At 73.0% G+C, this 21,274-nt stretch carries 26 protein-coding genes; 13 read left to right on the top strand and 13 right to left on the bottom strand.

Features of this window, described 5'->3' with window-relative positions; all coding sequences use genetic code 11:
* Positions 1-8: 8 nt before the first annotated feature.
* Positions 9-413 carry a thiol-disulfide oxidoreductase DCC family protein gene (locus tag ACIBMZ_RS10570; protein ID WP_396692324.1) on the bottom strand — a complete coding sequence of 135 codons (405 nt, stop codon included), beginning with the start codon at positions 411-413 and terminating at the stop codon, positions 9-11.
* 92 nt (positions 414-505) lie between these two features.
* Here ACIBMZ_RS10570 and ACIBMZ_RS10565 point away from each other — a divergent pair, with 92 nt between their 5' ends.
* The 3 genes from ACIBMZ_RS10565 to ACIBMZ_RS10555 all read left to right on the top strand — a co-directional run bounded on the left by ACIBMZ_RS10565 (position 506) and on the right by ACIBMZ_RS10555 (position 2,955).
* Complete coding sequence (locus tag ACIBMZ_RS10565) at positions 506-1,549, top strand: Rv2578c family radical SAM protein (protein WP_396692737.1); 1,044 nt, start codon at positions 506-508, stop codon at positions 1,547-1,549.
* A 28-nt stretch (positions 1,550-1,577) separates the two neighbouring features.
* Positions 1,578-1,985, top strand: a complete 408-nt coding sequence (locus ACIBMZ_RS10560; protein ID WP_396692322.1) for a CoA-binding protein — start codon at positions 1,578-1,580, stop codon at positions 1,983-1,985.
* Positions 1,986-2,412: 427 nt separating this feature from the next.
* A complete protein-coding gene (locus tag ACIBMZ_RS10555; protein WP_396692320.1) occupies positions 2,413-2,955 on the top strand; it encodes a DUF4190 domain-containing protein in 543 nt (180 codons plus the stop codon).
* 6 nt (positions 2,956-2,961) lie between these two features.
* Here ACIBMZ_RS10555 and ACIBMZ_RS10550 read toward each other — a convergent pair whose 3' ends face one another.
* Positions 2,962-3,867 (bottom strand): SDR family NAD(P)-dependent oxidoreductase, encoded by a 906-nt coding sequence (locus tag ACIBMZ_RS10550; RefSeq protein WP_396692319.1) that lies wholly within the window; start codon positions 3,865-3,867, stop codon positions 2,962-2,964.
* 117 nt (positions 3,868-3,984) lie between these two features.
* Between ACIBMZ_RS10550 and ACIBMZ_RS10545 the strand changes: the two genes are divergently transcribed.
* Both ACIBMZ_RS10545 and ACIBMZ_RS10540 read left to right on the top strand, forming a co-directional pair.
* The gene (locus ACIBMZ_RS10545) at positions 3,985-4,491 is read left to right on the top strand and encodes a DUF4190 domain-containing protein (protein ID WP_396692317.1); all 507 of its coding nucleotides are present in this window, start codon (positions 3,985-3,987) and stop codon (positions 4,489-4,491) included.
* Between the two features lie 110 nt (positions 4,492-4,601).
* The gene (locus ACIBMZ_RS10540; RefSeq protein ID WP_396692315.1) at positions 4,602-5,447 is read left to right on the top strand and encodes an SDR family NAD(P)-dependent oxidoreductase; all 846 of its coding nucleotides are present in this window, start codon (positions 4,602-4,604) and stop codon (positions 5,445-5,447) included.
* On the opposite strand, the gene ACIBMZ_RS10535 is transcribed toward ACIBMZ_RS10540, so the two are convergent.
* Entirely contained in the window at positions 5,444-6,373 is a 930-nt protein-coding gene (locus tag ACIBMZ_RS10535) for a DMT family transporter (RefSeq protein ID WP_396692313.1), read from the bottom strand. The two genes, ACIBMZ_RS10540 and ACIBMZ_RS10535, sit on opposite strands and share 4 nt — an antisense overlap.
* A 106-nt stretch (positions 6,374-6,479) precedes the next feature.
* Between ACIBMZ_RS10535 and ACIBMZ_RS10530 the strand changes: the two genes are divergently transcribed.
* Entirely contained in the window at positions 6,480-7,223 is a 744-nt protein-coding gene (locus ACIBMZ_RS10530) for an HAD family hydrolase (protein ID WP_396692312.1), read from the top strand.
* Between the two features lie 60 nt (positions 7,224-7,283).
* On the opposite strand, the gene ACIBMZ_RS10525 is transcribed toward ACIBMZ_RS10530, so the two are convergent.
* Positions 7,284-7,793, bottom strand: a complete 510-nt coding sequence (locus ACIBMZ_RS10525) for a hypothetical protein (RefSeq protein ID WP_396692310.1) — start codon at positions 7,791-7,793, stop codon at positions 7,284-7,286.
* Between the two features lie 30 nt (positions 7,794-7,823).
* Positions 7,824-8,693, bottom strand: a complete 870-nt coding sequence (locus ACIBMZ_RS10520; protein ID WP_396692308.1) for a PhzF family phenazine biosynthesis protein — start codon at positions 8,691-8,693, stop codon at positions 7,824-7,826.
* Between the two features lie 81 nt (positions 8,694-8,774).
* On the opposite strand from ACIBMZ_RS10520, the gene ACIBMZ_RS10515 reads away from it, so the two are divergent.
* The 3 genes from ACIBMZ_RS10515 (at position 8,775) to ACIBMZ_RS10505 (ending at position 11,928) form a co-directional block, all read left to right on the top strand.
* Positions 8,775-10,085 carry a magnesium transporter MgtE N-terminal domain-containing protein gene (locus ACIBMZ_RS10515; protein WP_396692306.1) on the top strand — a complete coding sequence of 437 codons (1,311 nt, stop codon included), beginning with the start codon at positions 8,775-8,777 and terminating at the stop codon, positions 10,083-10,085.
* Positions 10,078-10,704, top strand: coding sequence for a DUF1003 domain-containing protein (locus ACIBMZ_RS10510; protein ID WP_396692304.1), 627 nt, complete (start codon positions 10,078-10,080; stop codon positions 10,702-10,704). The genes ACIBMZ_RS10515 and ACIBMZ_RS10510 overlap by 8 nt, the downstream gene beginning before the upstream one ends.
* Positions 10,705-10,779: 75 nt before the next feature.
* A complete protein-coding gene (locus tag ACIBMZ_RS10505) occupies positions 10,780-11,928 on the top strand; it encodes an Mrp/NBP35 family ATP-binding protein (RefSeq protein ID WP_396692302.1) in 1,149 nt (382 codons plus the stop codon).
* Positions 11,929-11,943: 15 nt separating this feature from the next.
* On the opposite strand, the gene ACIBMZ_RS10500 is transcribed toward ACIBMZ_RS10505, so the two are convergent.
* Positions 11,944-12,378, bottom strand: a complete 435-nt coding sequence (locus ACIBMZ_RS10500) for a preprotein translocase subunit TatB (RefSeq protein WP_396692300.1) — start codon at positions 12,376-12,378, stop codon at positions 11,944-11,946.
* 74 nt (positions 12,379-12,452) lie between these two features.
* Positions 12,453-13,706: a S1C family serine protease gene (locus ACIBMZ_RS10495; RefSeq protein WP_396692735.1), complete on the bottom strand. Its 1,254-nt coding sequence runs from the start codon at positions 13,704-13,706 to the stop codon at positions 12,453-12,455.
* 257 nt (positions 13,707-13,963) lie between these two features.
* Here ACIBMZ_RS10495 and ACIBMZ_RS10490 point away from each other — a divergent pair, with 257 nt between their 5' ends.
* Complete coding sequence (locus ACIBMZ_RS10490; RefSeq protein WP_396692298.1) at positions 13,964-14,638, top strand: O-methyltransferase; 675 nt, start codon at positions 13,964-13,966, stop codon at positions 14,636-14,638.
* A 28-nt stretch (positions 14,639-14,666) separates the two neighbouring features.
* Here ACIBMZ_RS10490 and ACIBMZ_RS10485 read toward each other — a convergent pair whose 3' ends face one another.
* Both ACIBMZ_RS10485 and ACIBMZ_RS10480 read right to left on the bottom strand, forming a co-directional pair.
* Positions 14,667-16,133, bottom strand: coding sequence for a leucyl aminopeptidase family protein (locus ACIBMZ_RS10485; protein WP_396692297.1), 1,467 nt, complete (start codon positions 16,131-16,133; stop codon positions 14,667-14,669).
* A 142-nt stretch (positions 16,134-16,275) separates the two neighbouring features.
* Positions 16,276-16,443 (bottom strand): DUF3117 domain-containing protein, encoded by a 168-nt coding sequence (locus ACIBMZ_RS10480; RefSeq protein ID WP_013283866.1) that lies wholly within the window; start codon positions 16,441-16,443, stop codon positions 16,276-16,278.
* 191 nt (positions 16,444-16,634) lie between these two features.
* Between ACIBMZ_RS10480 and ACIBMZ_RS10475 the strand changes: the two genes are divergently transcribed.
* The gene (locus ACIBMZ_RS10475) at positions 16,635-17,459 is read left to right on the top strand and encodes a PaaX family transcriptional regulator C-terminal domain-containing protein (protein ID WP_396692296.1); all 825 of its coding nucleotides are present in this window, start codon (positions 16,635-16,637) and stop codon (positions 17,457-17,459) included.
* Entirely contained in the window at positions 17,456-18,247 is a 792-nt protein-coding gene (locus ACIBMZ_RS10470) for an enoyl-CoA hydratase/isomerase family protein (RefSeq protein ID WP_396692295.1), read from the top strand. The genes ACIBMZ_RS10475 and ACIBMZ_RS10470 overlap by 4 nt, the downstream gene beginning before the upstream one ends.
* Before the next feature lie 10 nt (positions 18,248-18,257).
* Here ACIBMZ_RS10470 and ACIBMZ_RS10465 read toward each other — a convergent pair whose 3' ends face one another.
* Positions 18,258-18,881, bottom strand: coding sequence for a hypothetical protein (locus ACIBMZ_RS10465; RefSeq protein WP_396692294.1), 624 nt, complete (start codon positions 18,879-18,881; stop codon positions 18,258-18,260).
* A 4-nt stretch (positions 18,882-18,885) separates the two neighbouring features.
* Positions 18,886-19,476 carry a DNA-3-methyladenine glycosylase I gene (locus tag ACIBMZ_RS10460; RefSeq protein WP_396692293.1) on the bottom strand — a complete coding sequence of 197 codons (591 nt, stop codon included), beginning with the start codon at positions 19,474-19,476 and terminating at the stop codon, positions 18,886-18,888.
* 186 nt (positions 19,477-19,662) lie between these two features.
* On the opposite strand from ACIBMZ_RS10460, the gene ACIBMZ_RS10455 reads away from it, so the two are divergent.
* Positions 19,663-19,890: a hypothetical protein gene (locus ACIBMZ_RS10455; RefSeq protein WP_396692292.1), complete on the top strand. Its 228-nt coding sequence runs from the start codon at positions 19,663-19,665 to the stop codon at positions 19,888-19,890.
* Positions 19,891-20,017: 127 nt separating this feature from the next.
* On the opposite strand, the gene ACIBMZ_RS10450 is transcribed toward ACIBMZ_RS10455, so the two are convergent.
* Together ACIBMZ_RS10450 and ACIBMZ_RS10445 are read right to left on the bottom strand one after the other, a co-directional pair.
* Entirely contained in the window at positions 20,018-20,515 is a 498-nt protein-coding gene (locus ACIBMZ_RS10450; RefSeq protein ID WP_396692291.1) for an SRPBCC family protein, read from the bottom strand.
* Positions 20,512-21,219 carry a DivIVA domain-containing protein gene (locus tag ACIBMZ_RS10445; protein ID WP_396692290.1) on the bottom strand — a complete coding sequence of 236 codons (708 nt, stop codon included), beginning with the start codon at positions 21,217-21,219 and terminating at the stop codon, positions 20,512-20,514. Before ACIBMZ_RS10445 ends, ACIBMZ_RS10450 begins: the two co-directional genes overlap by 4 nt.
* Positions 21,220-21,274: the final 55 nt, after the last annotated feature.

Raw genomic sequence — 21,274 nt, 5'->3', positions numbered from 1 at the left:
CCTGCGACTCAGCCCGCCGACGGACCGTAGAGGCGGTCGCGCGTCTCCTGGGGCAGTGAACAGGCGGCCGTGCCGCCCGGCATCCGGTGCCGGTTGCGGGCCACCCAGCGGTAGACCGGCCAGGCGGTGGCGCGTACCGGCGAGAACCGCAGCCCGGCCCCAGCGATCCGCCAGAGTCGGCCACTGCCCGCCAGCAGCGCGGCGATGGCGTCCGGCCCGGCGGCCCGGTGCCCGTCCGCGCCGACCCACTGCACCGCCTCCTCGCACTCGGCCTCGGTCAACCCGAGCCGGTCGAGGTCGGCGAACTGCCAGGGCAGCACCGTGGCACCGGTCGGAATCCGGCGCTCGATGAACTCGGCACAGCGGGTGCAGAACGCGCAGTCCCCGTCGTAGACGAAGGTCGACCTCTCCATACCTGCCATCCTCCCCCGTCATCGGTCCGCGCACACCATGGTGTCCGGCGCGCCACTTGCAGCGATGTCGTACGTGTGTTCGAATGACGCTCATGCGCTGGGAGAACCTCGCCGCTCCCCCGGTCGAGGGAGATCCCGGAAGGGCAGCGCCAGCGACGCCACCCCTGCCGCTGGCGCTGCCCGACGCGGTGGTGCGCACCTTCGACACCCCCGGCTTCGCCGGCATGACCTTCTACGAGGTACGCGCCAAGTCGATCCTGAACAAGGTCCCCGGCACCTCCCGCGTCCCGTTCCAGTGGACGATCAACCCGTACCGGGGATGCAGCCATGCGTGTCGATACTGTTTCGCACGAAATACTCACACCTATCTGGACTTCGACGCCGGGGCGGACTTCGACCGGCAGGTGGTCGTCAAGGTCAACGCCGGTGAGTTGGTCCGGCGGGAGCTGGCCGCGCCGCGCTGGCGGGGCGCGCACCTGGCGATGGGCACCAACGTGGACTGCTACCAGCGGGCCGAGGGCCACTACCGCCTCATGCCGCCGATCATCGAGGCCCTGCGCGACTTCGCCAACCCGTTCTCGATCCTCACCAAGGGCACGCTGATCCTGCGCGACCTGCCTCTGTTGCGGCAGGCGGCCGAGGTCACCCGGGTCGGCGTGTCGTTCTCGGTGGGCTTCGTCGACGAGCGGCTGTGGCGCTCGGTCGAGCCCGGCACCCCGAGTCCTCGTCGGCGACTCGACGCGGTACGCCAACTCGCCGACGCGGGTTTCGCGGTGGGGGTGCTGATGGCACCGATCCTGCCCGGCCTCAGCGATTCCGACGAGTCGATCGACGGCACCGTGGCGGCCATCGCCGCCGCCGGGGCGGCCAGCGTGACGCCGCTGCCGCTGCACCTGCGTCCCGGTGCCCGCGAGTGGTACGCGCACTGGCTGGCCCGGGAACATCCCGACCTGGTCCCCCGCTACCGGGAGCTGTACCGGGCGGGCGCGTACGCCCCGCAGTCGTACCAGCGGGAGCTGACCGCACGGGTCCGCATCGCCGCCCGCCGACACGGGCTGCACCGACCCGATCCCGGTGAGCACCGTCAGGTGACGACGCCCGCACCGCCCGCCCCAGAACAGCTCAGCCTGCTCTGATGTGCTCCGGCCCGGATAGAGTCGGCCGGTGCGTACCGCTCAGCAGATCCTCGCCGACTCCGCCGTGATCGCCGTCGTGGGCGCGTCCCGCGACCCGAGCAAGGCCGCGCACGCCGTACCGGCCGAGATGCAGCGGCACGGGTGGCGGATCGTCCCGGTCAACCCGACCGCCGACGAGCTGTTCGGCGAGCCGGTGTACCGCTCCCTGGCCGACATCCCGCACCCGGTCGACCTGGTAGACGTGTTCCGGCCGGCCGAGGACGCCGTCGACGTGGTCCGTCAGGCGGTGGCGATCGGTGCCCCGGCGGTCTGGTTGCAGCTCGGCATCGTCTCCGCGCAGGCGCGGGAGATCGCCGAGCAGGCCGGTGTCGACTACGTCGAGGACCGCTGCCTGATCGTCGAGCGCGCCGCCGCCGGCCTGACCCGGCTCGCCTGACCTCCTCGCTCGCCCCCGCCCGGCGCCGAGCAAAGGTAGGCGACGGCCGGGCGAGGCGATCGGGCAAGCCACCGTCGGAGCGGGGTGTCCCGCGACTGCCGTGTCTAGTGCGGTGTCCAGGAACGGTCACCGGGCCGCGGCGGGTCCAGACGACGACCGGCGGCGCTGGAGTCCCTGGACACCGCACTGGTTCGGGCCCTGTCGAGCTGATAGCGAAGACGAATCGCGCTGTCCGGGCCGCTTGGCGGCCGAGCGCGGTGACGGCATAGACGGTTCAGCTCGACAGCCGGCCCGAAGGACGATGGAGACGGCGGAGCGGTGACGACGGGGTGGTGGTGGCGACGGGGGATTCGAGCGTCTGCTCGACGGTGGGTCTTCCCGACAACCATGAGGACAGGTTCCATTACTGCGGGTAACGTCGAAGAACGTGAGCCAGCCACCGGAGCCGGACCAGCCGCCGTCGCCCTACGAGCCGCCGCCGGGCGGTCAACAGCCGCCGTCCGGCCAGCCGTACAGCCGGCCGACGGGTGACCAGTACGGCTCACCCCAGGGTGACCAGTACGGCCAGCCCTCCGGTGAACAGTATGGTCAGCCCGCGTACGGGCAGCCGTCGTACGAGCATCCGGGGCAGTCGCCGCAGGGGCAGCAGTGGGGGCAGCAGCCGCCGTACGCGCCGCAGGGCCCGTACGGGCAGTACGGGCCGCCGTCGGCGCACCAGGGCGGTGGGGGCGGTGGAGGCACCAACGTGCTGGCCATCCTGTCGCTGGTCTTCGCGTTCGTCTTCGCCCCGGCCGGTATCGCCCTCGGTCATCTGGCCAAGCGCCAGCTCCGCACCAGCGGTGAGGACGGCGATCAGCTCGCCACCTGGGGGCTGGTGCTCAGCTACATCTTCACCGGTCTCTACCTGGTGTTCTGCTGCGGCTGGTTGGCGTTGGTCATCTGGGCCGGGTCGAGCGGTACGAACACCTGAGGACGGTCAGCGGAACTGCGACTCCCGCACGCTGTTGCCGCCGTCGACCACCAGCATCTGCCCGGTGATGTACGACGCCGCCGGTGAACAGAGGAACGTGATCGCCGCGGCCACCTCGTCGGGGGTGCCGGGGCGGCCCACCGGAGTGCCCAGACCCTGCTTGATCTCGGCCATGGTGGAGGCGGCGGTGTAGATGGTGCCGGGTGCGACCGCGTTGACGGTCACCCCGTCGGCGATCATCTCCATGGCCAGCGCGCGGGTCAGGCCCACCACGCCGGCCTTCGCCGCCGCGTACGCCGCCTCGGTGGGCAGGGCGTTGACCGGCCCGGCGGTGGCCGCCAGGTTGACGATGCGACCCCAGCCGCGTTCGGCCATCCCGCCGATGAAGGCCCGGCTGCACAGGAACGCGGTGGTCAGGTTCCGATCGATCTCGGCGCGCCACTCCTCGTAGCTGAGCTGGGCGACCGGCCGGAGCACCTCCGGGCTCGCCCGGCTGGCCAGCCCGGCGTTGTTGACCAGGACCTCCACGTCGCCGAGTTGCTCGGCGACGGCATCGGCCAGCGCGCCGACCTCCGATTCGTCGGTGAGGTCGGCGACGAAACCGGTCACCCCGAGTTCACCGGCCCGCTCGTGGATGCGGCGGGTGGTGGAGACGATCGCCACCCGGGCGCCGAGGTCGGTCAGCCGGCGGGCGGTGGCGTACCCGATGCCGTCCGCGCTACCCGCCCCGGTCACCAGGGCGACCCTGCCGTCCAGCCGCATGGTCACCGGCTCGGGCAGCGATGCCGGGGCGTCGTCCTCCGACGCGCTCGGTGTGGTCACCGGGCGGGGGCGTCGGGCCACTCCCGGGCGGCTGACGTCCCGCCTCGGTCTGCTGCCGGAACGGTCCGCCGCGCGCGCGTCAATCCCCATGCCGCGATCCTGCCTGCTGCCGCCGTGCCGGGCAACGCGCACCCGCTGCCGGGCGCGTCGCGCCCTACCCCGCGATGGCTACCCTGACTGCCACACATCGCGACGGAAGTGAGCCCGATGACACAGCCCCCACCGGCCGGTGGCTGGCCCGACCCCGCGTCGGCCGGTCAGCCTTCCAGTCCGCCGGCCGATCCTCTCCTGTCGGTTCCCGCGCAGCCCGCCGGGTACGACCCGTACCGGCCGGCCGATCCCTACCCGCCGATCGACTCGTACGCGGTGAAGTCCGATTATCCGCCTGCTCCCGCGCAGTACCCGCCCGCCGGCTACCCGCCGCCGGTGCAGCCCGGATACGGCTACGGCTATCCGCCGCGGAGCACCAACTCGATGGCCCTGGTCGCCCTGATCCTCTCGTTGATCGGAATCGGCTCGTGCATCACCGCGCCGATCGGCGCGATCATGGGACATGTCGCCATCCGTCAGATCCGGGAGACCGGCGAGGAGGGCGAGGGGATGGCGAAGGCGGCCATCATCGTCGGTTGGATCATCACCGCCTTCTTCGCGCTGGTGATGCTCGTCTACGTGGCGATCTTCATCATCTGGGCCGCCGCCGTGACCACCGTCTGAAACGGGTCGGCCCGTCCCGACCCGGGCTCGGGGCGGGCGGCCGGTCCGACGGACGTGTCGGTGGGAAAGCCGAGGTTCAGCGAGATCGGCGATCACGGTAATCTCATGCCGTGACCGGGGTGGATGGACCTGCGGATGATCTCACCGGCCGTCGGCTCGTGCTGGTGACCGGGGCCAGCTCCGGCATCGGGCTGGCCGCGGCGATCGACCTGGCGCGCCGTGGTGACCAGTTGGTGCTCGTCGGGCGGGATCCGGCCCGGCTGCGGACGGCCGCCGACGAGGTACGCGAGGCGTCTGGTGAACGTCCCGAGACGTTCCGCGCGGACTTCGCGGCCCTGGACGACGTACGGCGGTTGGCCGAGCAGGTGCGCGCCGCGTACGACCGGATCGACGTGTTGGCCAACAACGCCGGGGCGATCGTGCTCCAGCCGATCACCACGGTCGACGGTTTCGAACTGTCCATCCAGGCCAATCATCTGGCCCCGTTCCTGCTCAGCAACCTGTTGGCCGACCGGGTGGGACGGATGGTGGTGACCGCCTCCGGTGCGCACCGCAGCGGTTCGCTGGACCCGGACGACCTGAACCGGCCGCTGCGGCGGTACCGCCCGATGGGCGCGTACGGCACCAGCAAGCAGGCCAACATCCTGTTCACGGCCGAGGCGGCCCGACGGTGGCCGGCGGTCGACTCGTACTGCTTCCATCCGGGGGTGGTGCGGACCCGGTTCGGCAGCGACAGCCGGCTGGTCGCGTTGGGGATGCGGTTGTTGCCGCTGCGTGGCCCGGTCAAGGGGGCGCAGACGCTGGTGTGGCTGGCCAACCAGGATCGGGCCCGCCTGGTCGGCGGCGGTTACTACTTCGACTGCCGGCCGCGTCGCCCGCTGCGCAAGGCGTCCGATCCGCAACTCGCGGCCCGACTCTGGGCGGCCAGCGCGGCGGCGGTCGGCCTGCCCGCCTAGACCTGCCCGCCTGGGCGCGGTCGGGTGGCGCGGGCGCTGGCGAGCACGACCACGGCGACCCCGACCAACAGCAGCAGCAGGCCGGGCACGCTCGACGCGGCGGGCAGTTGCCCCAGCCAGGCCCAGCCGATCAGGGCGGCGCCGGGCGCCTCCAGCAGGATCAGCACGCTGACCGTGGTGGCCGGGATCCGTCGCAGCGCGTAGCTGAACATCGAGTGTCCGAGCAGTTGGGCACCGGCGACCAGCGCGATCACGGCGAGCCAGGTCCCGGTGTCGAAGCCGCCCAACGGCACCCGGGCGACCAGGCAGACGACCAGCAGGACGAGTGCGCAGACCGCGTAGCAGACGGTGGTGTACGTGGCGGTGCTGACGGTGGCCCGGGCCCGCTCGCCCAGCGCGGTGTAGACCGCCCCGAACAGGCCGCCGGCCAGGGCCAGCAGGTCACCGGCGAAGGCGGTGCCGGAGACGGTGAAGTCGGCGCCGGTGGCCAGGATCGCCCCGAACACCGCCACCCCGATGCCGGCCCAGACACCCAGCGGCAGTCGGCGGCCCTGGAGGCGGGCGATCAGCCCCTGCCAGACCGGCTGGGTGGCGACCAGGGCGGTGGCGGCGGCGACCGTGGTGAGCTTCGCGCTCGGCATCCAGGCGGCGAAGTGGGCGGCCAGGGCCACCCCGGAGAGTACGCAGAAGACGGCCTCGCGCCTGCGCGCGCCGGTCAGCAGGGAGCGGAACTCGGTCCGTCGGCGAGTGATCGCGTACGGGCTCAGCACCGCGACCGAGAGCATGTTGCGCCAGAAGGCGATGGCCAGTGCGGGCGCGGCGGCGAACGCGATCAGCGGCGCGGACGAGGAGACCGCCACCACGGCGACGCCGAGTGCGCCGGTGGTGAGCAGATCGACCGGGGGACGGTGTGGTTCGGGTGGCACGAGACGCAATCCTCACACGACCGCGATGACCACTTTCCGTCAGCGGTCCGTTACGATCATGGGCAGCCCGTCGGGACCCCCTCACCCCGCCCGGAGGCGCTTCCCCATGCCCAGGTTCCAGGCGGTGCTGTTCGACTTCTTCGGCACGCTGACCCGTCCGGTCCAGCGCGGTCCCGGTCACCGCGCCACCGCGCAGTTGCTCGGTTGTCCGCCGGAGACCTTCGTCGAGTTGCTCGACCGCACGTTCTACGAGCGTGCTGCGGGGCGCTTCGGCAGTGCCGAGGCGACGCTGCGCTGGTTGTGCGAGCAGGCCGGGGTACGGCCGACCGAGGAGGCGTTGCGGGCGGCGGCTGCGGCCCGGCTGGACGCCGTGCGTAGCGACACCCGGTTGCGGGACGAGGCCGTCCCGACGCTGCGCGCGTTGCGGGACCGGGGGATCCGGACCGGTGTGATCAGCGACTGCACGCACGAGCTGCCGGTGCTCCTGCCGGAGTTGGCCGTGGCACCGCTGCTGGACGTGCGGATCTACTCGGTGCAGGTGGGGCGCTGCAAGCCGGATGCGGCGCTCTATCAGGCGGCGTGCGCGAGATTGGGCCTGCGTCCGGAGGACTGCCTGTACGTGGGCGACGGCGGCAGTCAGGAGCTGACCGGTGCGCGGCAGGCCGGGCTGACGGCCGCCCGGTTGGCCGCCCCGGACCTGGTCGACCATCTGGTCTTCAACGTCGACACCGAGTGGACCGGTCGGGTGCTGGGTGCCCTCGGCGAGGTGGTCGAGTTGGTCGGGTCGGCGGGTGCCGACCGGCGGGAGCCGGTACCGGCCGGGCGGGCCGCACCGGTGACGGTGCCGTAGCGGACCCGGGACGGCAGGCAGCGGTGTGCCGTGGCGTTCCGGGGGCGGCGTGGTGGCGGGTCAGGACCGCCGGACGCGGTGCAACCGGAACGGCTTGCGGACGGCGCGGACGGCCGGCGTGGGACGGGGCGGCTCGGCGAGCGAGTCGGCGGGCAGGTCGGTGCCCTGGACCGGGGTGCCGCCGGGGGTCAGCCGGACCAGTGCGCAGTCGTCGGCGGCCCACCGGGCGACCAGGTCGGCGGTGGTGCCGGGGGCGTTCAGCCGCTTGGCTCCGACCAGTGGGGCCAGGGTGTCCCACTCGTCGGTGCCGGGCCGTACCCGGGTCACCCGGGCCGGCCAGGTGACGATCGCACCGCCGTGGTCGCCCCGCAGCGTCACCCGGGCCTCGTCGGCCTCGGCCAGCCCGGGCGCGGACTGCTCCCCCGGCCCGGCGACCACGAACAGGGCGCTCTCCAGGGGTACGCACCACAGGGCGAGAGGCGGCCCGTCCGCCACCGCGACCCAGGCCACCGAGGCCTTCTTCATCGCCTCGTCGACCAGGGGGCTGCTGTCACGCTCGTCGGTCACCATCACATCCTTGCGTACGGGTGCCCCGGCCGGTCAGCCGACGAACGGCGGCACCAGGATCTCGCCCCGGGCCACCGGCATGACGTGACCGGCCACGCTGGCGCCCAGCGCGGTCCCACCGGTGGCGGTCACCGTGCAGGTCAGGGTCGACGGTCGACCCATCTCGGCACCCTGCAAGACGGTGTACGACGAGCGGCCCTCGCCGGGCAGCAGGCCGGTGGCGACCAGCCACACGCCCAGTCCGAGGGCGGCCGAGCCGGTCGCCGGGTCCTCGGGCACGCCGAGGCCGGGGACGAAGACCCGGGCCCGTGCGGTTTGCGCGTCGGCGTTCCAGGAGAAGACGCTCACGTGTTCGATTCCGTACCGCCGGGCCGCCACCGGATTGACCTCGGCCCGCGCCAGCGCGTCGGGGCGTACCGGCAGGAACGGGAACTCCAGCCCGCAGCCGGCCACCCGGGGTGCCGGGCCGAGGTGGTCGTCGGCGGCCAGACCGGCCACCTCCAGCAGCGGCTCCGGATCGAACTCGGGCCCGAGGGTGGGGCTGCCGCCGGTCAGCGTGGCACCGCCGTCGGTCACCTCGATCGGCAGTACCCCGGCACCGCACTCCTGGCTGACCTGTCCCGCCCCGAACATGCCCCGACGGCTGGCGGTCACCGCCGCGCCCACGCTGGGGTGGCCGGCGAACGGCAGTTCCTCGGTCGGGGTGAAGATGCGGGCCCGGTAGGTGGCGCCGACCTGGGTCGCGGGCAGCACGAAGACCGTCTCGGAGAGGTTGAACTCCCGGGCCAGGGCCTGCATCTGTTCGGTGGCCAGCCCGTCGGCACCGAAGACCACCGCGAGCGGGTTCCCCGCGTACGGACGATCGGTGAAGACGTCCACGATCTCGTAAGCCAAGGTCGACATGTTGGTAAAGACTAGGCCCTCCGGGCTGTCCGGAAGTGACAGCCGGGCGCCGACTCACACGTACGCCCTAGGCTGGTGCCCGTGAGCACGCCGACCCGGGTCTACCTCGCCCGTCTCGCCGGAGTCGCCGTCTTCGATCCGAACGGCGACCAGGTGGGCCGGGTCCGCGACGCCGTTGCTCGGCTCCGCACCGGCCAACGGCCGCCCGAGGTGGTGGGCCTGGTCGCCGAGATCCCGATGCGACGGCGGATCTTCCTCTCCATCAACCGGATCATCTCGATCGACGCGGACGCGGTGGTGCTCGGCAGCGGCACGTTGAACCTGCGCCGCTTCGAGAAGCGCCCGAACGAGTTGCTGGTGCTCCAGGAGCTGCTCGACCGTCGGGTGCAGCTCGCCCCGGACAACCGGGCGGCGACGGTGGTGGACGTGGCGATGGAGTGCAGCCGGGCCGGGGACTGGTCGCTGGCCCGGGTGGCGGCCCGGGAGCAGGCCGGCCGGTTGGCCCGCCGGGGCAACCTCCAGCAGGTCGAGTGGGAGAAGGTACGCGGGCTCAGCGGCCTCGCCGAGCCCGGGGGGACCGCCAACCTGCTGGCTGTGCTGGAGGACATGCGCCCGGCGGACCTGGCCAACGCGTTGCAGGATCTGCCGGACGCGCGCCGTAACGAGGTCGCGGCGGCGTTGGACGACACCCGGCTGGCCGACGTGTTGAGCGAGTTGCCCGAGCGGGACCAGGTGGAGATCCTCACCGCGCTGGGCCGGGAACGGGCCGCCGACGTGCTGGAGGAGATGGACCCGGACGACGCCGCCGACCTGCTGGGCGAGCTGCCGCCGCCGGAGCAGGACGTGCTGCTCGACCTGATGGAGCCGGACGAGGCCGATCCGGTCCGGCAGTTGCTGAAGTACACCCCGGGTACGGCGGGCAGCGTGATGACCTCGGAGCCGGTGATCCTGCCGCCGGACGCGACGGTGGCGGAGGCCCTGGCCCGGATCCGGGAACCGCAGCTCTCCCCGGCGGTCGCCGCGCAGGTCTTCGTGTCCCGTACGCCGATGGCCACGCCGACCGGCCGCTACCTGGGCATGGTGCACTTCCAGCGGTTGCTCCGGGAGCCTCCGGCCGATCTGCTCGGTGGGGTGGTGGTCAACGACATCGACCCGTTGCGGCCGACCACGCCGCTGCCGGAGATCACCCGCCGGATGGCGACCTACGACCTGGTCGCCATGCCGGTGATCGACCGGAACAACCGGCTGGTGGGTGCCGTCACGGTCGACGACGTGCTGGACCATCTGCTGCCGCCGGACTGGCGGGATCGGGACGCCGTGCCGAGCCCTGCACCGGAGGCCGCGGACGACGCGGCGTCCGCCGACGTGAGCACGGAGCGAGTCGATGACTGAGCAGCGGCGCACCGAGCGCCTGGACCTGCCCCGGGAGCCGCGCGGCCTGAAGCTGCCCCGGGTCGACCAGGAGACCTTCGGTCGGTGGTCGGAGGCGATCGCGCGGGGCATGGGCACGGCGAACTTCATCGTCTACATGACGCTGTTCATCACCCTGTGGTTCGTCTGGAACACTCTCGCCCCGACGACGCTGCGCTTCGACCCGTACACCTTCACGTTCCTCACCCTGGTCCTGTCGATCCAGGCGTCGTACGCGGCGCCGTTGATCCTGCTGGCGCAGAACCGCCAGGCCGACCGGGACCGGGTGGCGTTGGACGAGGACCGGCGCCGGGCGGGCATGCAGAAGGCCGACACGGAGTACCTGGCCCGGGAGATAGCGGCGTTGCGGATCGCGATGGGCGAGGTGGCGACCCGGGACTTCCTCCGGTCCGAGTTGGCCCGGATGGCCGAGGAGTTGGACGAGGCGGCGCAGCGGCGCCAGCGCTTGGAGCGGCGGCTCCGGCAGGAGTCGGCGGCGCGGGGCGACGACGCGGACCCGCTGGACGAGCCGCGCGACGAGATGGACGGGGATCTTCTCGGGGACGGGCGGCGGGACAGCGACACCCCCCGCCACTCCTGACCCCTGGTCATCGACTGGCTCACACCGTCGCCGCTGACACCGGGGACGGATCTCGACCGACGTAGCATTGCGGGCATGTCAGCTCCCGTCAGCACCGTCCACGACGCCGTCCAGGCCGCCCTGGCCACCGTCAACGACCCGGAGATCCGTCGACCGATCACCGAACTCGGCATGGTCAAGGCCGCCGAGATCGGCGACGACGGGGTGGTCCGGGTCGCGCTGCTGCTCACGGTGGCCGGTTGTCCGTTGAAGGACAAGCTGCGGGCGGACATCACCGCCGCGGTGGGCGCGGTGAGCGGGGTCACCGGCGTCGAGATCGACTTCGGTGTGATGAGCACCGAGCAGCGCCAGCAGCTCCAGGCCACGCTGCGCGGCGGCGGGGCGTCCGAGGAGCCGGTCATCCCGTTCGCGCAGCCCGGTTCCCGCACCCGGGTGTACGCGGTGGCCAGCGGCAAGGGTGGCGTGGGCAAGTCCAGCGTGACGGTGAACCTGGCGGCGGCGCTGGCCGCCCGGGGCCTCTCCGTCGGGGTGGTGGACGCGGACATCTACGGCCACTCGGTGCCCCGGATGCTCGGCGCGGACGGTCGCCCGACCCGGGTCGAGGACATGATCATGCCGCCGGAGTCGCACGGCGTGAAGGTCATCTCGATCGGCATGTTCACCGCCGGCAACGCCGCGGTCGTGTGGCGCGGGCCGATGCTGCACCGCGCGTTGCAGCAGTTCCTCGCCGACGTGTACTGGGGCGACCTGGACGTGCTCCTGCTCGACCTGCCCCCGGGCACCGGCGACGTGGCCATCTCGCTGGCCCAGTTGCTGCCCAACGCCGAGATCCTGGTGGTCACCACGCCGCAGGCGGCCGCCGCCGAGGTGGCCGAGCGGGCCGGCGCGATCGCGTTGCAGACCCACCAGCGGGTGGTCGGTGTGATCGAGAACATGTCCTGGCTGGAGCTGCCGGACGGCTCCCGGATGGAGGTCTTCGGCGCCGGTGGCGGGCAGACCGTGGCCGACTCGCTGACGCAGACCATCGGCGCGCAGGTGCCGCTGCTGGGTCAGGTGCCGCTCGACACCCGGGTCCGGGAGGCGGGCGACGAGGGGAACCCGATCGTGCTGGCCGCGCCGGACTCCCCGGCGGCGAAGGCGCTGGGTCAGGTCGCCGACCGGCTCGCGGTGCGCCGGGACTCGCTGCTGGGCAAGCCGCTCGGTCTCACGCCGGCCGGACGCTGACGGGTCGGCGCGCCGTCAGGTGATCTCGTCGTAGCTGACGGCGCGCGGGGCCGGCGGGGACGCCGCCGGTACGGAGGTACGCGCTGCGGACGGCGTGGCGGCGGGAGTCCTCGGGTCGGCGGCGGTGGCGACGTCCTTGAGGTCCTTGTGCACGCCGCTGACGTCCGCCCGGAGGTCGTCGTAGACGCCCTGCAACGGTTTGCGGATCGCCTGCTCGTCCTCTTCGCTGAGCAGATGCTTGCGGATGAACGCCTTGGGGTGCAGGTCTTCGAGCTGGATGTCGGTGCCGAGTTCCTTGCTGAGGTCGGTGGTGGCGTTGCGCGCCATGTTCCGCAGGTTGCGCACCATCCGCAGGCCGTCGCTGATCACCTGCGGCAGCCGGTCGCCGAAGATCAGCAGCGCCAGCAGCAGCAGCGCACCGACCTCCCACACGTTCAGGTTCTCGAACACCCCGTCCTCCTCCCCCGGCTACCGCAGCCCAGAGTACGCACGTCGGGGGCCCGGCCAGAAGGGGTTCTGCGAGGTCACTTCGCGTCCGCCGCCAGCGTGACCGAGGCGTTCTGCCGGTCACTGCCGCGCCGGTACTCGACGGTCACCACCGAGCCCGGGGCGTACTTGCGGACCAGGGCGATCAGGTCGGTCGGCTCGGTCATCGGCCGTCCGTCGAGCCGCAGGACGACGTCACCGGCCCGGAGTCCGGCCCCGGCCGCCGGCCCCGCCGGTTCCACCGCGGCGAGGCGGACACCCGATCCGCCGGTGTTCGCGCCGGGCCCGCCCACCTGTGCGCCGATCACCGTACGCCGAGCCTTGCCGGTGCCGATGATCTCCTGGGTGATCCGCTTGGCCTGGTTGATCGGGATGGCGAAGGCGAGACCGATGTTGCCGGCCTCCTGGCCGTCCGCGACCAGGGACTTGATGGTCGAGTTGACGCCGATCACCCGTCCCGCCGCGTCGACCAGCGGGCCGCCCGAGTTGCCGTGGTTGACGGCGGCGTCGGTCTGGATCGCGGCGTAGTAGCGGGTCGGGCCGCCCGGCTCACCGGCCTGCATGGTCCGGTCCAGCGCGCTGACGATGCCCGAGGTGACCGTGTTCGCCAGCGACAGCGGCGAGCCGAAGGCCAGCACCGGGTCGCCGACGGCCAGGGCGTCGGAGTCGCCGAACTCGACCGGCCGCAGACCGGTACGTGAGACCTTGATCACGGCGATGTCGGACTCCGGGTCCTGACCCACCACGGTCGCCGAGTCGGTGCTGCCGTCGTTGAAGACCACCGACGCCTTGCCGCCACCGGCGACGACGTGGTCGTTGGTGATCACGTGTCCGTCGGTGCTGACGATGAAGCCGGAGCCCTCGCTGGTGCCGCCGACCCCGGCCACCCGGACGGTGACCACGCTGGGCAGGACCCGCTCGGCCACCCCGGCCAGCGACTCCGGCGGGCGCTGGGCGAGCGTGGGGGCGGTGCCCGGTGCGGCGCCGAGCACCGGCCCGGCCGCGCCGCCACGGACCGCGAAGGCGTACCCGAGGGCACCGCCGAGCGTGCCGGCGAGCAGGGCGGCCAACAGCGGGACCAGCAGCATCTGGCGCAGTCCCGGGCGTCCGGGCGCGTCCGGGTCGGTGACCCGTTCCGGCTCGGCACCGGCGACCGGTGCCACCGGCACCACCACCGCCGTCGGAGCGTTCGGGTCCCGCCACGGGTCGCTCAGCGCGTCGGACCACCACGGTGAGGCGCCCGGTGGGGCGCCCTCGCGTGCCGACGAGCCTGCCGGCGGAGTTCCGGGCACCGGCTGTCCCGCCGGTACGCCGCTCGCGCCGGGCTGGCGCCAGTCCCAGCCGTCGGTCACTCGGTGCCTCCCAGTCCGTCCCCCGGTGTCCCGCGATCCGGCGATCGGACGCCGCCCCGATGCCGTCGACGGGATACCGCTTCCAGGATTGCACGGATGTGCCGCATGGGGTCAGCGGTTGTCACTGCGGGTGGACGCGCGGCTGCGCCGGTGGCGGGCCGCCTCTAGAGTCACAGTGCCCACCCGCCCTGCGCATCATGCTCGCCGCCCGGAGGTGTCCCATCGCCACGGTCGCCGGTTCCGGCAGTTCGACGAACCCGGCTCTCCAGTTCGCCGAGTCGTACGTCACCGAGGATCTCGTGCTCCGGACCGCCCGCAGCCTCGCCCGGGAGGTCGGACTCGACGCGGTCACCCCCGGCGCGGGCGCCGCGTTGCGCCTGCTCGCCGCCGCCGGGAACGCGCGGGCGGTGGTCGAGATCGGCACCGGCACCGGGGTCAGCGGCGTCTGGCTGCTGCGCGGGATGCGGGCCGACGGGGTGCTCACCACCATCGACGTCGAGGTGGAGCACCAGCGGATCGCCCGCCGGATCTTCGCCGAGGCCGGTTTCGTCGCCGGCCGGACCCGCATCATCACCGGACGCGCGCTGGACGTGCTGCCGCGGCTCGCCGACGGCGCGTACGACCTGGTCTTCGTCGACGCCGAGGCGACCGGCTTCAGCGCCTGCGTGGAGGCGGCGCTGCGGCTGCTGCGGCCGGGCGGGGTGCTGGTCCTCAACGGCACGCTGGCCGGGGGCCGGATCGGTGACCCGGCCGCCCGGGACGCGGAGACGGTGACGGTGCGCGAGACGATCAAGGCCATCCGCGAGTCGGAGCACTGGGTCCCGGCGATGCTGCCGGTGGGCCACGGGCTGCTGGCCGCGGTGCGCTGCTGAACCGGGCGCACCGCCGCCGGGCCGCCGGTCAGGAGAGGGTCGCCAGCCAGCGCAGCAGGCCGCGTACGCCCCAGCCGGTCGCGCCCCGGGTCAGCTCCGCGTCGTCGCGGTCGCACCAGGACGGCGCCGACATGTCGATGTGCAGCCACTGCGGGCGCAGCTCGCCGGTGAACTCGCGCAGGTAGAGCGCGGCCAGCACCGATCCGGCGCCCTGCGTGGGTGCGCTGTGCAGGTCGGCCACGTCGCTGCCGAGGTGCTCGACGTAGTCGGCGGCAAGCGGCATCCGCCAGGCGGACTCGCCGGCCGCGTCGATGGCCGTCAGCAGGTCTGCGGCCAACTGGTCGTTGTCGCTGTAGAGCGCGCCGATGCGGGTGCCGAGCGCGACCGCGTTCGCCCCGGTCAGCGTGGCCAGGTCGATCAGCAGGTCGGGCTTGAGCTCCTGCACGGCGTACGCCAGCGCGTCGGCGAGGACCAACCGTCCCTCGGCGTCGGAGTTGGTGGTCTCGCTGGTCAGGCCGCCGTAGTGCCGGATGACGTCGCCGGGGCGGAACGCCGAGCCGCTGACCATGTTCTCGGCCAACGGGGTGAGCGTGGTGATCCGGACCGGCAGCTTCAGGGCCGCCGCGCCGAGGGTGGCCGCGACCACGGCCGCCGCTCCGGCCATGTCCTTGCGCATCAGCTTCATCGCCGGCACCGGCTTGATCGAGATGCCGCCGGTGTCGAAGGTGATGCCCTTGCCGACCAGCACCACGTGGGTCCGGGCGTCGGCCGGATGCCAGTCCATCTCGACCAGGCGGGGGGCGCTGGCCGAGCCGCCGCCCACCGCGAGGATCCCGCCGAACCCCTCGGCGGCCAACTGCTCCGGCTCGCGTACCCGGACCCGGAGTCCGGGCAGGTCGGCGGCGGCGTCGGTGACCTGGGTGGCGAACCACTGCGGGTTCTTGACCGAGGAGGGGGTGTTGGTCAGGTCGCGGGCCAGCCGGGTCATCTCGGCGGTCGTCCGGGCCGTGGCGACGGCCTGGGCGTACGCGTCGGGGTCGGTGACCGCCAGGTCGACCCCGGTCAGCGTCGGGGCGTCCGGGTCGTCGCCGAGGCGGAACCGGTACGAGCCGAGCAGCAGGCCCTCGACCAGTCCGCGCACCGCGTCGGGCGTCACCTGCGTCGGCAACGCCACTGTGACATGAGTCTCATCTCGGGCCGCCCGGACCAGTCCGGCACCCGCCGCGCGCCAGGCCGCCTCGTCCGCCGCACCCACACCGAGCAGCACGAGCCGGGCGGGGGTGCCGCCCGGTCGTACCTGGGTGTGGACCTGACCGGCGCGGCCGGTGACCCGGGCCGGCCCGACCAGCGCGGCGGCCTCGTCGGCGATCCCGGTGGGCAGCGTCGCCCCGGTGGGCACCGGCTCGGCCGACGAGTCGTCGCCGGCAGCGGATCGGACGGGCAGGGCCAGGACGTCGAGCCGGTCCGGCTCGGCGGTCAGACGGATGGCGAGCACGCGGAGCCGTACCTCCTGGGATTTTCGCGGGTCGGGTGCCCGGCGAGATGGTGTGAAGGCCCTGAGCCACCGGCTAAGCCGGTGGCTCAGGGCTTGACGAACCGTCCGCGGCGGCGAGCGTCGCCGACGAACCGGCCTTGTCTCAGCCGGCGGCCGCCTTCAGCGCGTCACCGAGCGCCGTCGCCTCGTCGGGAGTCATCTCGACGACGAGCCGGCCACCGCCCTCCAGCGGGACCCGCATGACGATGCCCCGGCCCTCCTTGGTGACTTCCAGCGGACCGTCGCCCGTCCGCGGCTTCATCGCCGCCATGTTGTCTCCCCTCAGACCTACACCAGGGTCGGTGGGTTGCCCCACAGCCACTTCGCCATGACCACCCGCGATGTGCACGGGAGGTGTCGAGCAACGATTTTCCCTGATGAACACCGCCGGACCCAAACCGAAGCAGCATTGATGTAACAGCATCTAGCTTATCGCGAGTTGGCCTGTCACAATGTGCGGTCATGCAGGCACGGTCGGCACTCTTCGACCTGTACGGCGACCACCTTCGGCCCCGGGGTGGCCGCGCACCCGTTGCCGCCCTGGTAAAGCTGCTGGCGCCGCTCGGGATCGCCCCACCCGCCGTACGGACGGCGGTCTCCCGCATGGTCCGTCAGGGCTGGCTCGAACCGGTCAAACTGACCTCCGGGCCGGGCTATTCGATCACACCCAAGGCGGCCCGGCGACTCGACGAGGCGGCCTCCCGGATCTATCGCACCGGACGGGTCACCTGGGACGGCCGGTTCGACCTGTTGGTGCTCGACGCACCCACGGCACGACGCGACCGCCAGCGGCTTGCCGCCAACCTGCGGTACCTCGGCTACGGCACGCTCGACGAGCAGACCTGGGTGGCGACCCGCCCGGCCGAGGACGTCGACCTGCTGCTCAGCGAGGCGGGCGTCCGGTTCGAGCGGTTCAGCGCCGCGCACGCCGCCGGGACGCCGGGCGCGATGGGCCTGGTCCGTCGGGCCTGGGACCTCGCCGAGATCGGCCGGGCGTACGAGCAGTTCGTCACCGAGCAGCGCACCCTGCTCGGCGGCGTCTCCGCACGCAGTGGCGACGAGGAGGCGTACGCGGCCCGGTTCCGGCTGGTGCACGCGTGGCGTACGTTCCTGTTCCGGGACCCGCAGCTACCACCGGCGCTGCTCCCCGAACGCTGGCCCGGCACCGCCGCGGCCGGCTTCTTCGACCGGCACGCGGCCCGGCTCCGGCCGGCCGCCGACCGGTACGTCGAGCAGTGCCTCGACGGAGGACACCGGATCGCACGACAGAAGGGTCGCCACACGTGACAGAGCCGCTCATCGTCGACCGCACGGATGCCGTCGCCACGCTCACCCTGAACCGCCCGACGGCGATGAACGCGCTCGACGTGGCGCTCAAGGAGGCGCTCCGGGACACCCTCGCCGAGCTGGAGGCCGACCGCAGCGTCCGGGCGGTGGTGCTGGCCGGTGCCGGCGGGAACTTCTGCGCCGGTCAGGACCTGCGCGAACACGTGACCACGCTGGAAGACGGCGCGGGCCGACCGCTGGACACGGTGGCGCTGCACTACAACCCGATCGCCGCCCGACTGGCCAACCTGGCCAAGCCGGTGGTGGCCGCGGTACGCGGGATGGCCGCCGGTGCGGGCGCCTCGCTGGCGTTCCTCGCCGACTTCCGCGTCGGCGGGCCGTCGACCAGCTTCCTGATGGCGTTCGCCAAGGTCGGGCTCGCCGCCGACACCGGCGCGTCCTGGACGCTGCCCCGGTTGGTCGGCCACGCCAAGGCCGTCGAGTTGCTGATGCTGGCCGAGCCGGTACGCGCCGACGAGGCCGCCCGGCTGGGCCTGCTCACCCGCCTGCTCGACGACGACGGGCAGGTGCTCACCACCGCGCAGGAACTCGCCACCCGGCTCGCCGCCGGCCCGACCGTGGCCTACGCGGCGATCAAGCGTCAGCTCTCCGTCGCCGACGCCGGCACGCTGGCCGACGCGCTGGCCGCCGAGGCGAAGGCGCAGGCGATCTGCGGCGGCACCGCCGACCACCGGGCGGCCACCGTGGCCTTCGTCAACAAGCAGAAGCCGGTCTTCGAGGGACGCTGACCCGGGCGGGTCAGTCGTCCTCCTCCGGGTCCTGGTTGGCCTCGGCGCCCAGCACGAAGGCCTGCATGGCCAACTCGTCGCCGGAGGGCGAGACGAAGGCGGGCAGCTCCCGGGGGCCCAACTCCTGCACGTACGCCCAGAACAGCCGGACCGCCTCGGCCGGCGAGTCGGCCTCGATCGGCAGGTCCAGGCTGACCAGCCAGGTCCGCCGCTGCGGCGCCGGGCCGAGCCGGTCGGCCAACTCGCGGAACGTCACCGGGTCGAGCGCGGTGACCGGCCCGTCGAGGGTCAGTGTCTCCGCCGGCACCGGCTCGTCGAAGGCCCGCCGGGTGTACGTGACCACCAGCGCGTCGGGCCCCCGGTCGGACTGCGGATCCTCCGGATCGTCGGGACCCTGACCCGTGGGCACGGCGACCCGGCCCAGCGCCACCAGCCGGGGCGGCTCGTCGGCGAGCACCGCGATCTGGTCGCCGGGGCCGGGCAGGAGACGGTCGTCCAGCCCGGTCAGTTCCAGCGTGTCGTGGTGCACGAGCCGCTCGGCGTCGTACCTGCCGGGCGGCAGCAGCACCGCCCAGGCTCCGGTGCCCTCCGCGTGGCTCGCGCCGCTGCGCCGGTGCGCGGTGTCGGTCGTCATGTCCTCATCTCATCACGTTCGCCCGGGTCGCCACGACGTGGCAGCCCGCCAGGTGATCGTCGACCATCCCGGTCGCCTGCATCAGCGCGTACGCGGTGGTCGGGCCGACGAACCGGAATCCGCGCCGCTTGAGCGCCTTGGCCATCGCGGCGGAGGCGTCGGTCGACGCCGGCACCCCGGTCAGCGCGGTGGGACGGGCCCGGTCGGCGGACGGCGCGAACGACCAGAGCAGCGCCGACAGCCCCTCCGGCAGCTCCAGCGCGGCCCGCGCGTTGGCGATCGCCGCCTCGATCTTGGCGCGGTTGCGGACGATGCCCGCGTCGGCCAACAGCCTCGTCACGTCGGCCTCGCCGTAACCGGCCACCGCCTCGATCCGGAAGTCGGCGAAGGCGGTCCGGAACGCCGGGCGCTTCCGCAGGATCGTCAACCAGGACAGCCCGGACTGGAACGCCTCCAGCGTCATCCGTTCGAACAGCGCGTCGTCGCCGTGCAGCGGGCGACCCCACTCGGTGTCGTGGTAGACCGCGTAGTCGGGCGTGCTCGCTCCCCAGGCGCAGCGGGGCAGCCCGTCGGCACCGATCACCAGTTCAGTCACGGCGCCCAGGCTACGTCGCGGGGGTGACCGTCGCGGCCCGAAGGATCGGCCGCAGCGAGGTACTGATTGGTGATCGGGACCTGCTCGACGACGCCATCACAGATCCGTGGGTCGAGCGGTGAGTCGCGGCATCCTCGACACCCGCATCCTTTATCGCCACCGACGAGGGCGCTCCGGTTGGCACGGTTGAGTGCCATCCAACGTCGATTTGATCCACTTCCCATCGACGAAGTGATCGCCGATAGCTACGCACGGCTCGCCGCACGTGTCGTCGAGAACGGCCGCCAGCCGCGAGCGAGGGGGATGGACCTGCTCATCGCGGCAACCGCACACGCTCATGACGCCGCCGTGTACACCCGCAACGCCGAGGATCTCGCAGGGCTCGAAGACCTCATCACGATCCGCCCGATCTGATCTACACGCCGCCCGCTGACGAGGAAGCTCGTGGTGCTCGCGGGTCTGCCCAAAGCGGAACAGATCGAGCGCCCACCCCACCGCCGGACACCGTGAGGCGGCTCAGCGATCGGCGGGGTGCACCGGGTCAGGGTATGCGGCCCTGCTCGACCTGCCGGGCGAACCGGCGCAGCGCCTGGGTGAGGCTGAACTTCGAACCGGGCCAGAGCACCGGCCAGGCCGCCCGACCGGCGGTGCCACCGGGCAGGTGGAACCACTCGTGCCAGACCACCTGGGTACGCCCGCCCGCCAGCGGCGTGCAGCGCAGTACACCGGGGCCCCGCAGCAGCGTGCCGCAGTGCACCACGCCGATCTCGTACGGCGTGTCCACCCGGACGACCCGCATCTTGTCCCGCAGCACCGCCGGACCGAGCGCGGTGACCGCCTCGACCAGGCTGCCCTCGCCGCCGTCGCCCTCGACCACCCGCACTCTGGTGAACGGGATCCAGTCGGACTGCCGTTCCCAGGCGAGCAGGGCCGCGAAGACCTTCTCGGCCGGGGCGTCGACGATCACGGTCGCGGTGACCTCGCCGGCGCCCGGCTGAGCCGCCTGGCGAAGATCGTCCTGCCCCTCCGGATCGCTCACGCCGACTCCGAGCGGACCACCGGCCCGCGCGGCTCGGCCTCCGGCGCGTCGTCGGAGGTGCGTCCTGCCGCCTCGACGGGCGGGGTGATCTGCTGATCGCCGGTCGGCGTGCCGCCCTCACCACCGGTCGCGGTGGCACCCTGGCCGCCGGTCGGCGCGGTCGCCGCCGGGGCAGTCGTCGGCGCGTCCTTGGCCTTCGTCGCGGCAGACCCGCCGGTACCGGACGCAGCGGCGGTGCCGGTGGACGCGGCGGCGTTCGCCGGGGTGACGGAGATGTCGGAGACCGACGGGGTGGACGCGTCGGGGGCCGCCGGGGCGGTGTCGGCGGCAGGGCCGGTGGCGAGACCGGCGGACTGCTCGCGGGCGCGCTGCAGGGCGTCGGCCTCGGCCGTCCGCCCGTCGCGCAACGCGGTCACCTCCGCCTCCAGCACACCGATCAGCTCGGTCTTGTAGCCGATGTCGTACGCCGCCCGGCGCAGCGCCTGGTCGACCTGGGCCATTCGATATCCGCGCAGCGCGGTGTCGAAACGTACCTCGCCCACGTCCGACTCGCGCAGTGGACGGTCCCCGGGCAGCGGCAGCGCGCGTCCGTCCGCCTCGACCGGCACCAGGCCGGGATCCCGGCCGGTGACCAGCACCGTCACCCCGAACACCACCGCCGCGACGGCGACCGCCACGACCAGCAGGAGCAGAAGCTGACCCATAGCACTGATCGTGGCATGTCGACGGCCCCGGAGCGACCCCACCCGGCGCGCCGTA

Source organism: Micromonospora sp. NPDC049900 (genome assembly GCF_044461025.1).
Lineage (GTDB): Bacteria > Actinomycetota > Actinomycetes > Mycobacteriales > Micromonosporaceae > Micromonospora.
This window is presented reverse-complemented; position numbering and strand designations above follow the sequence as displayed.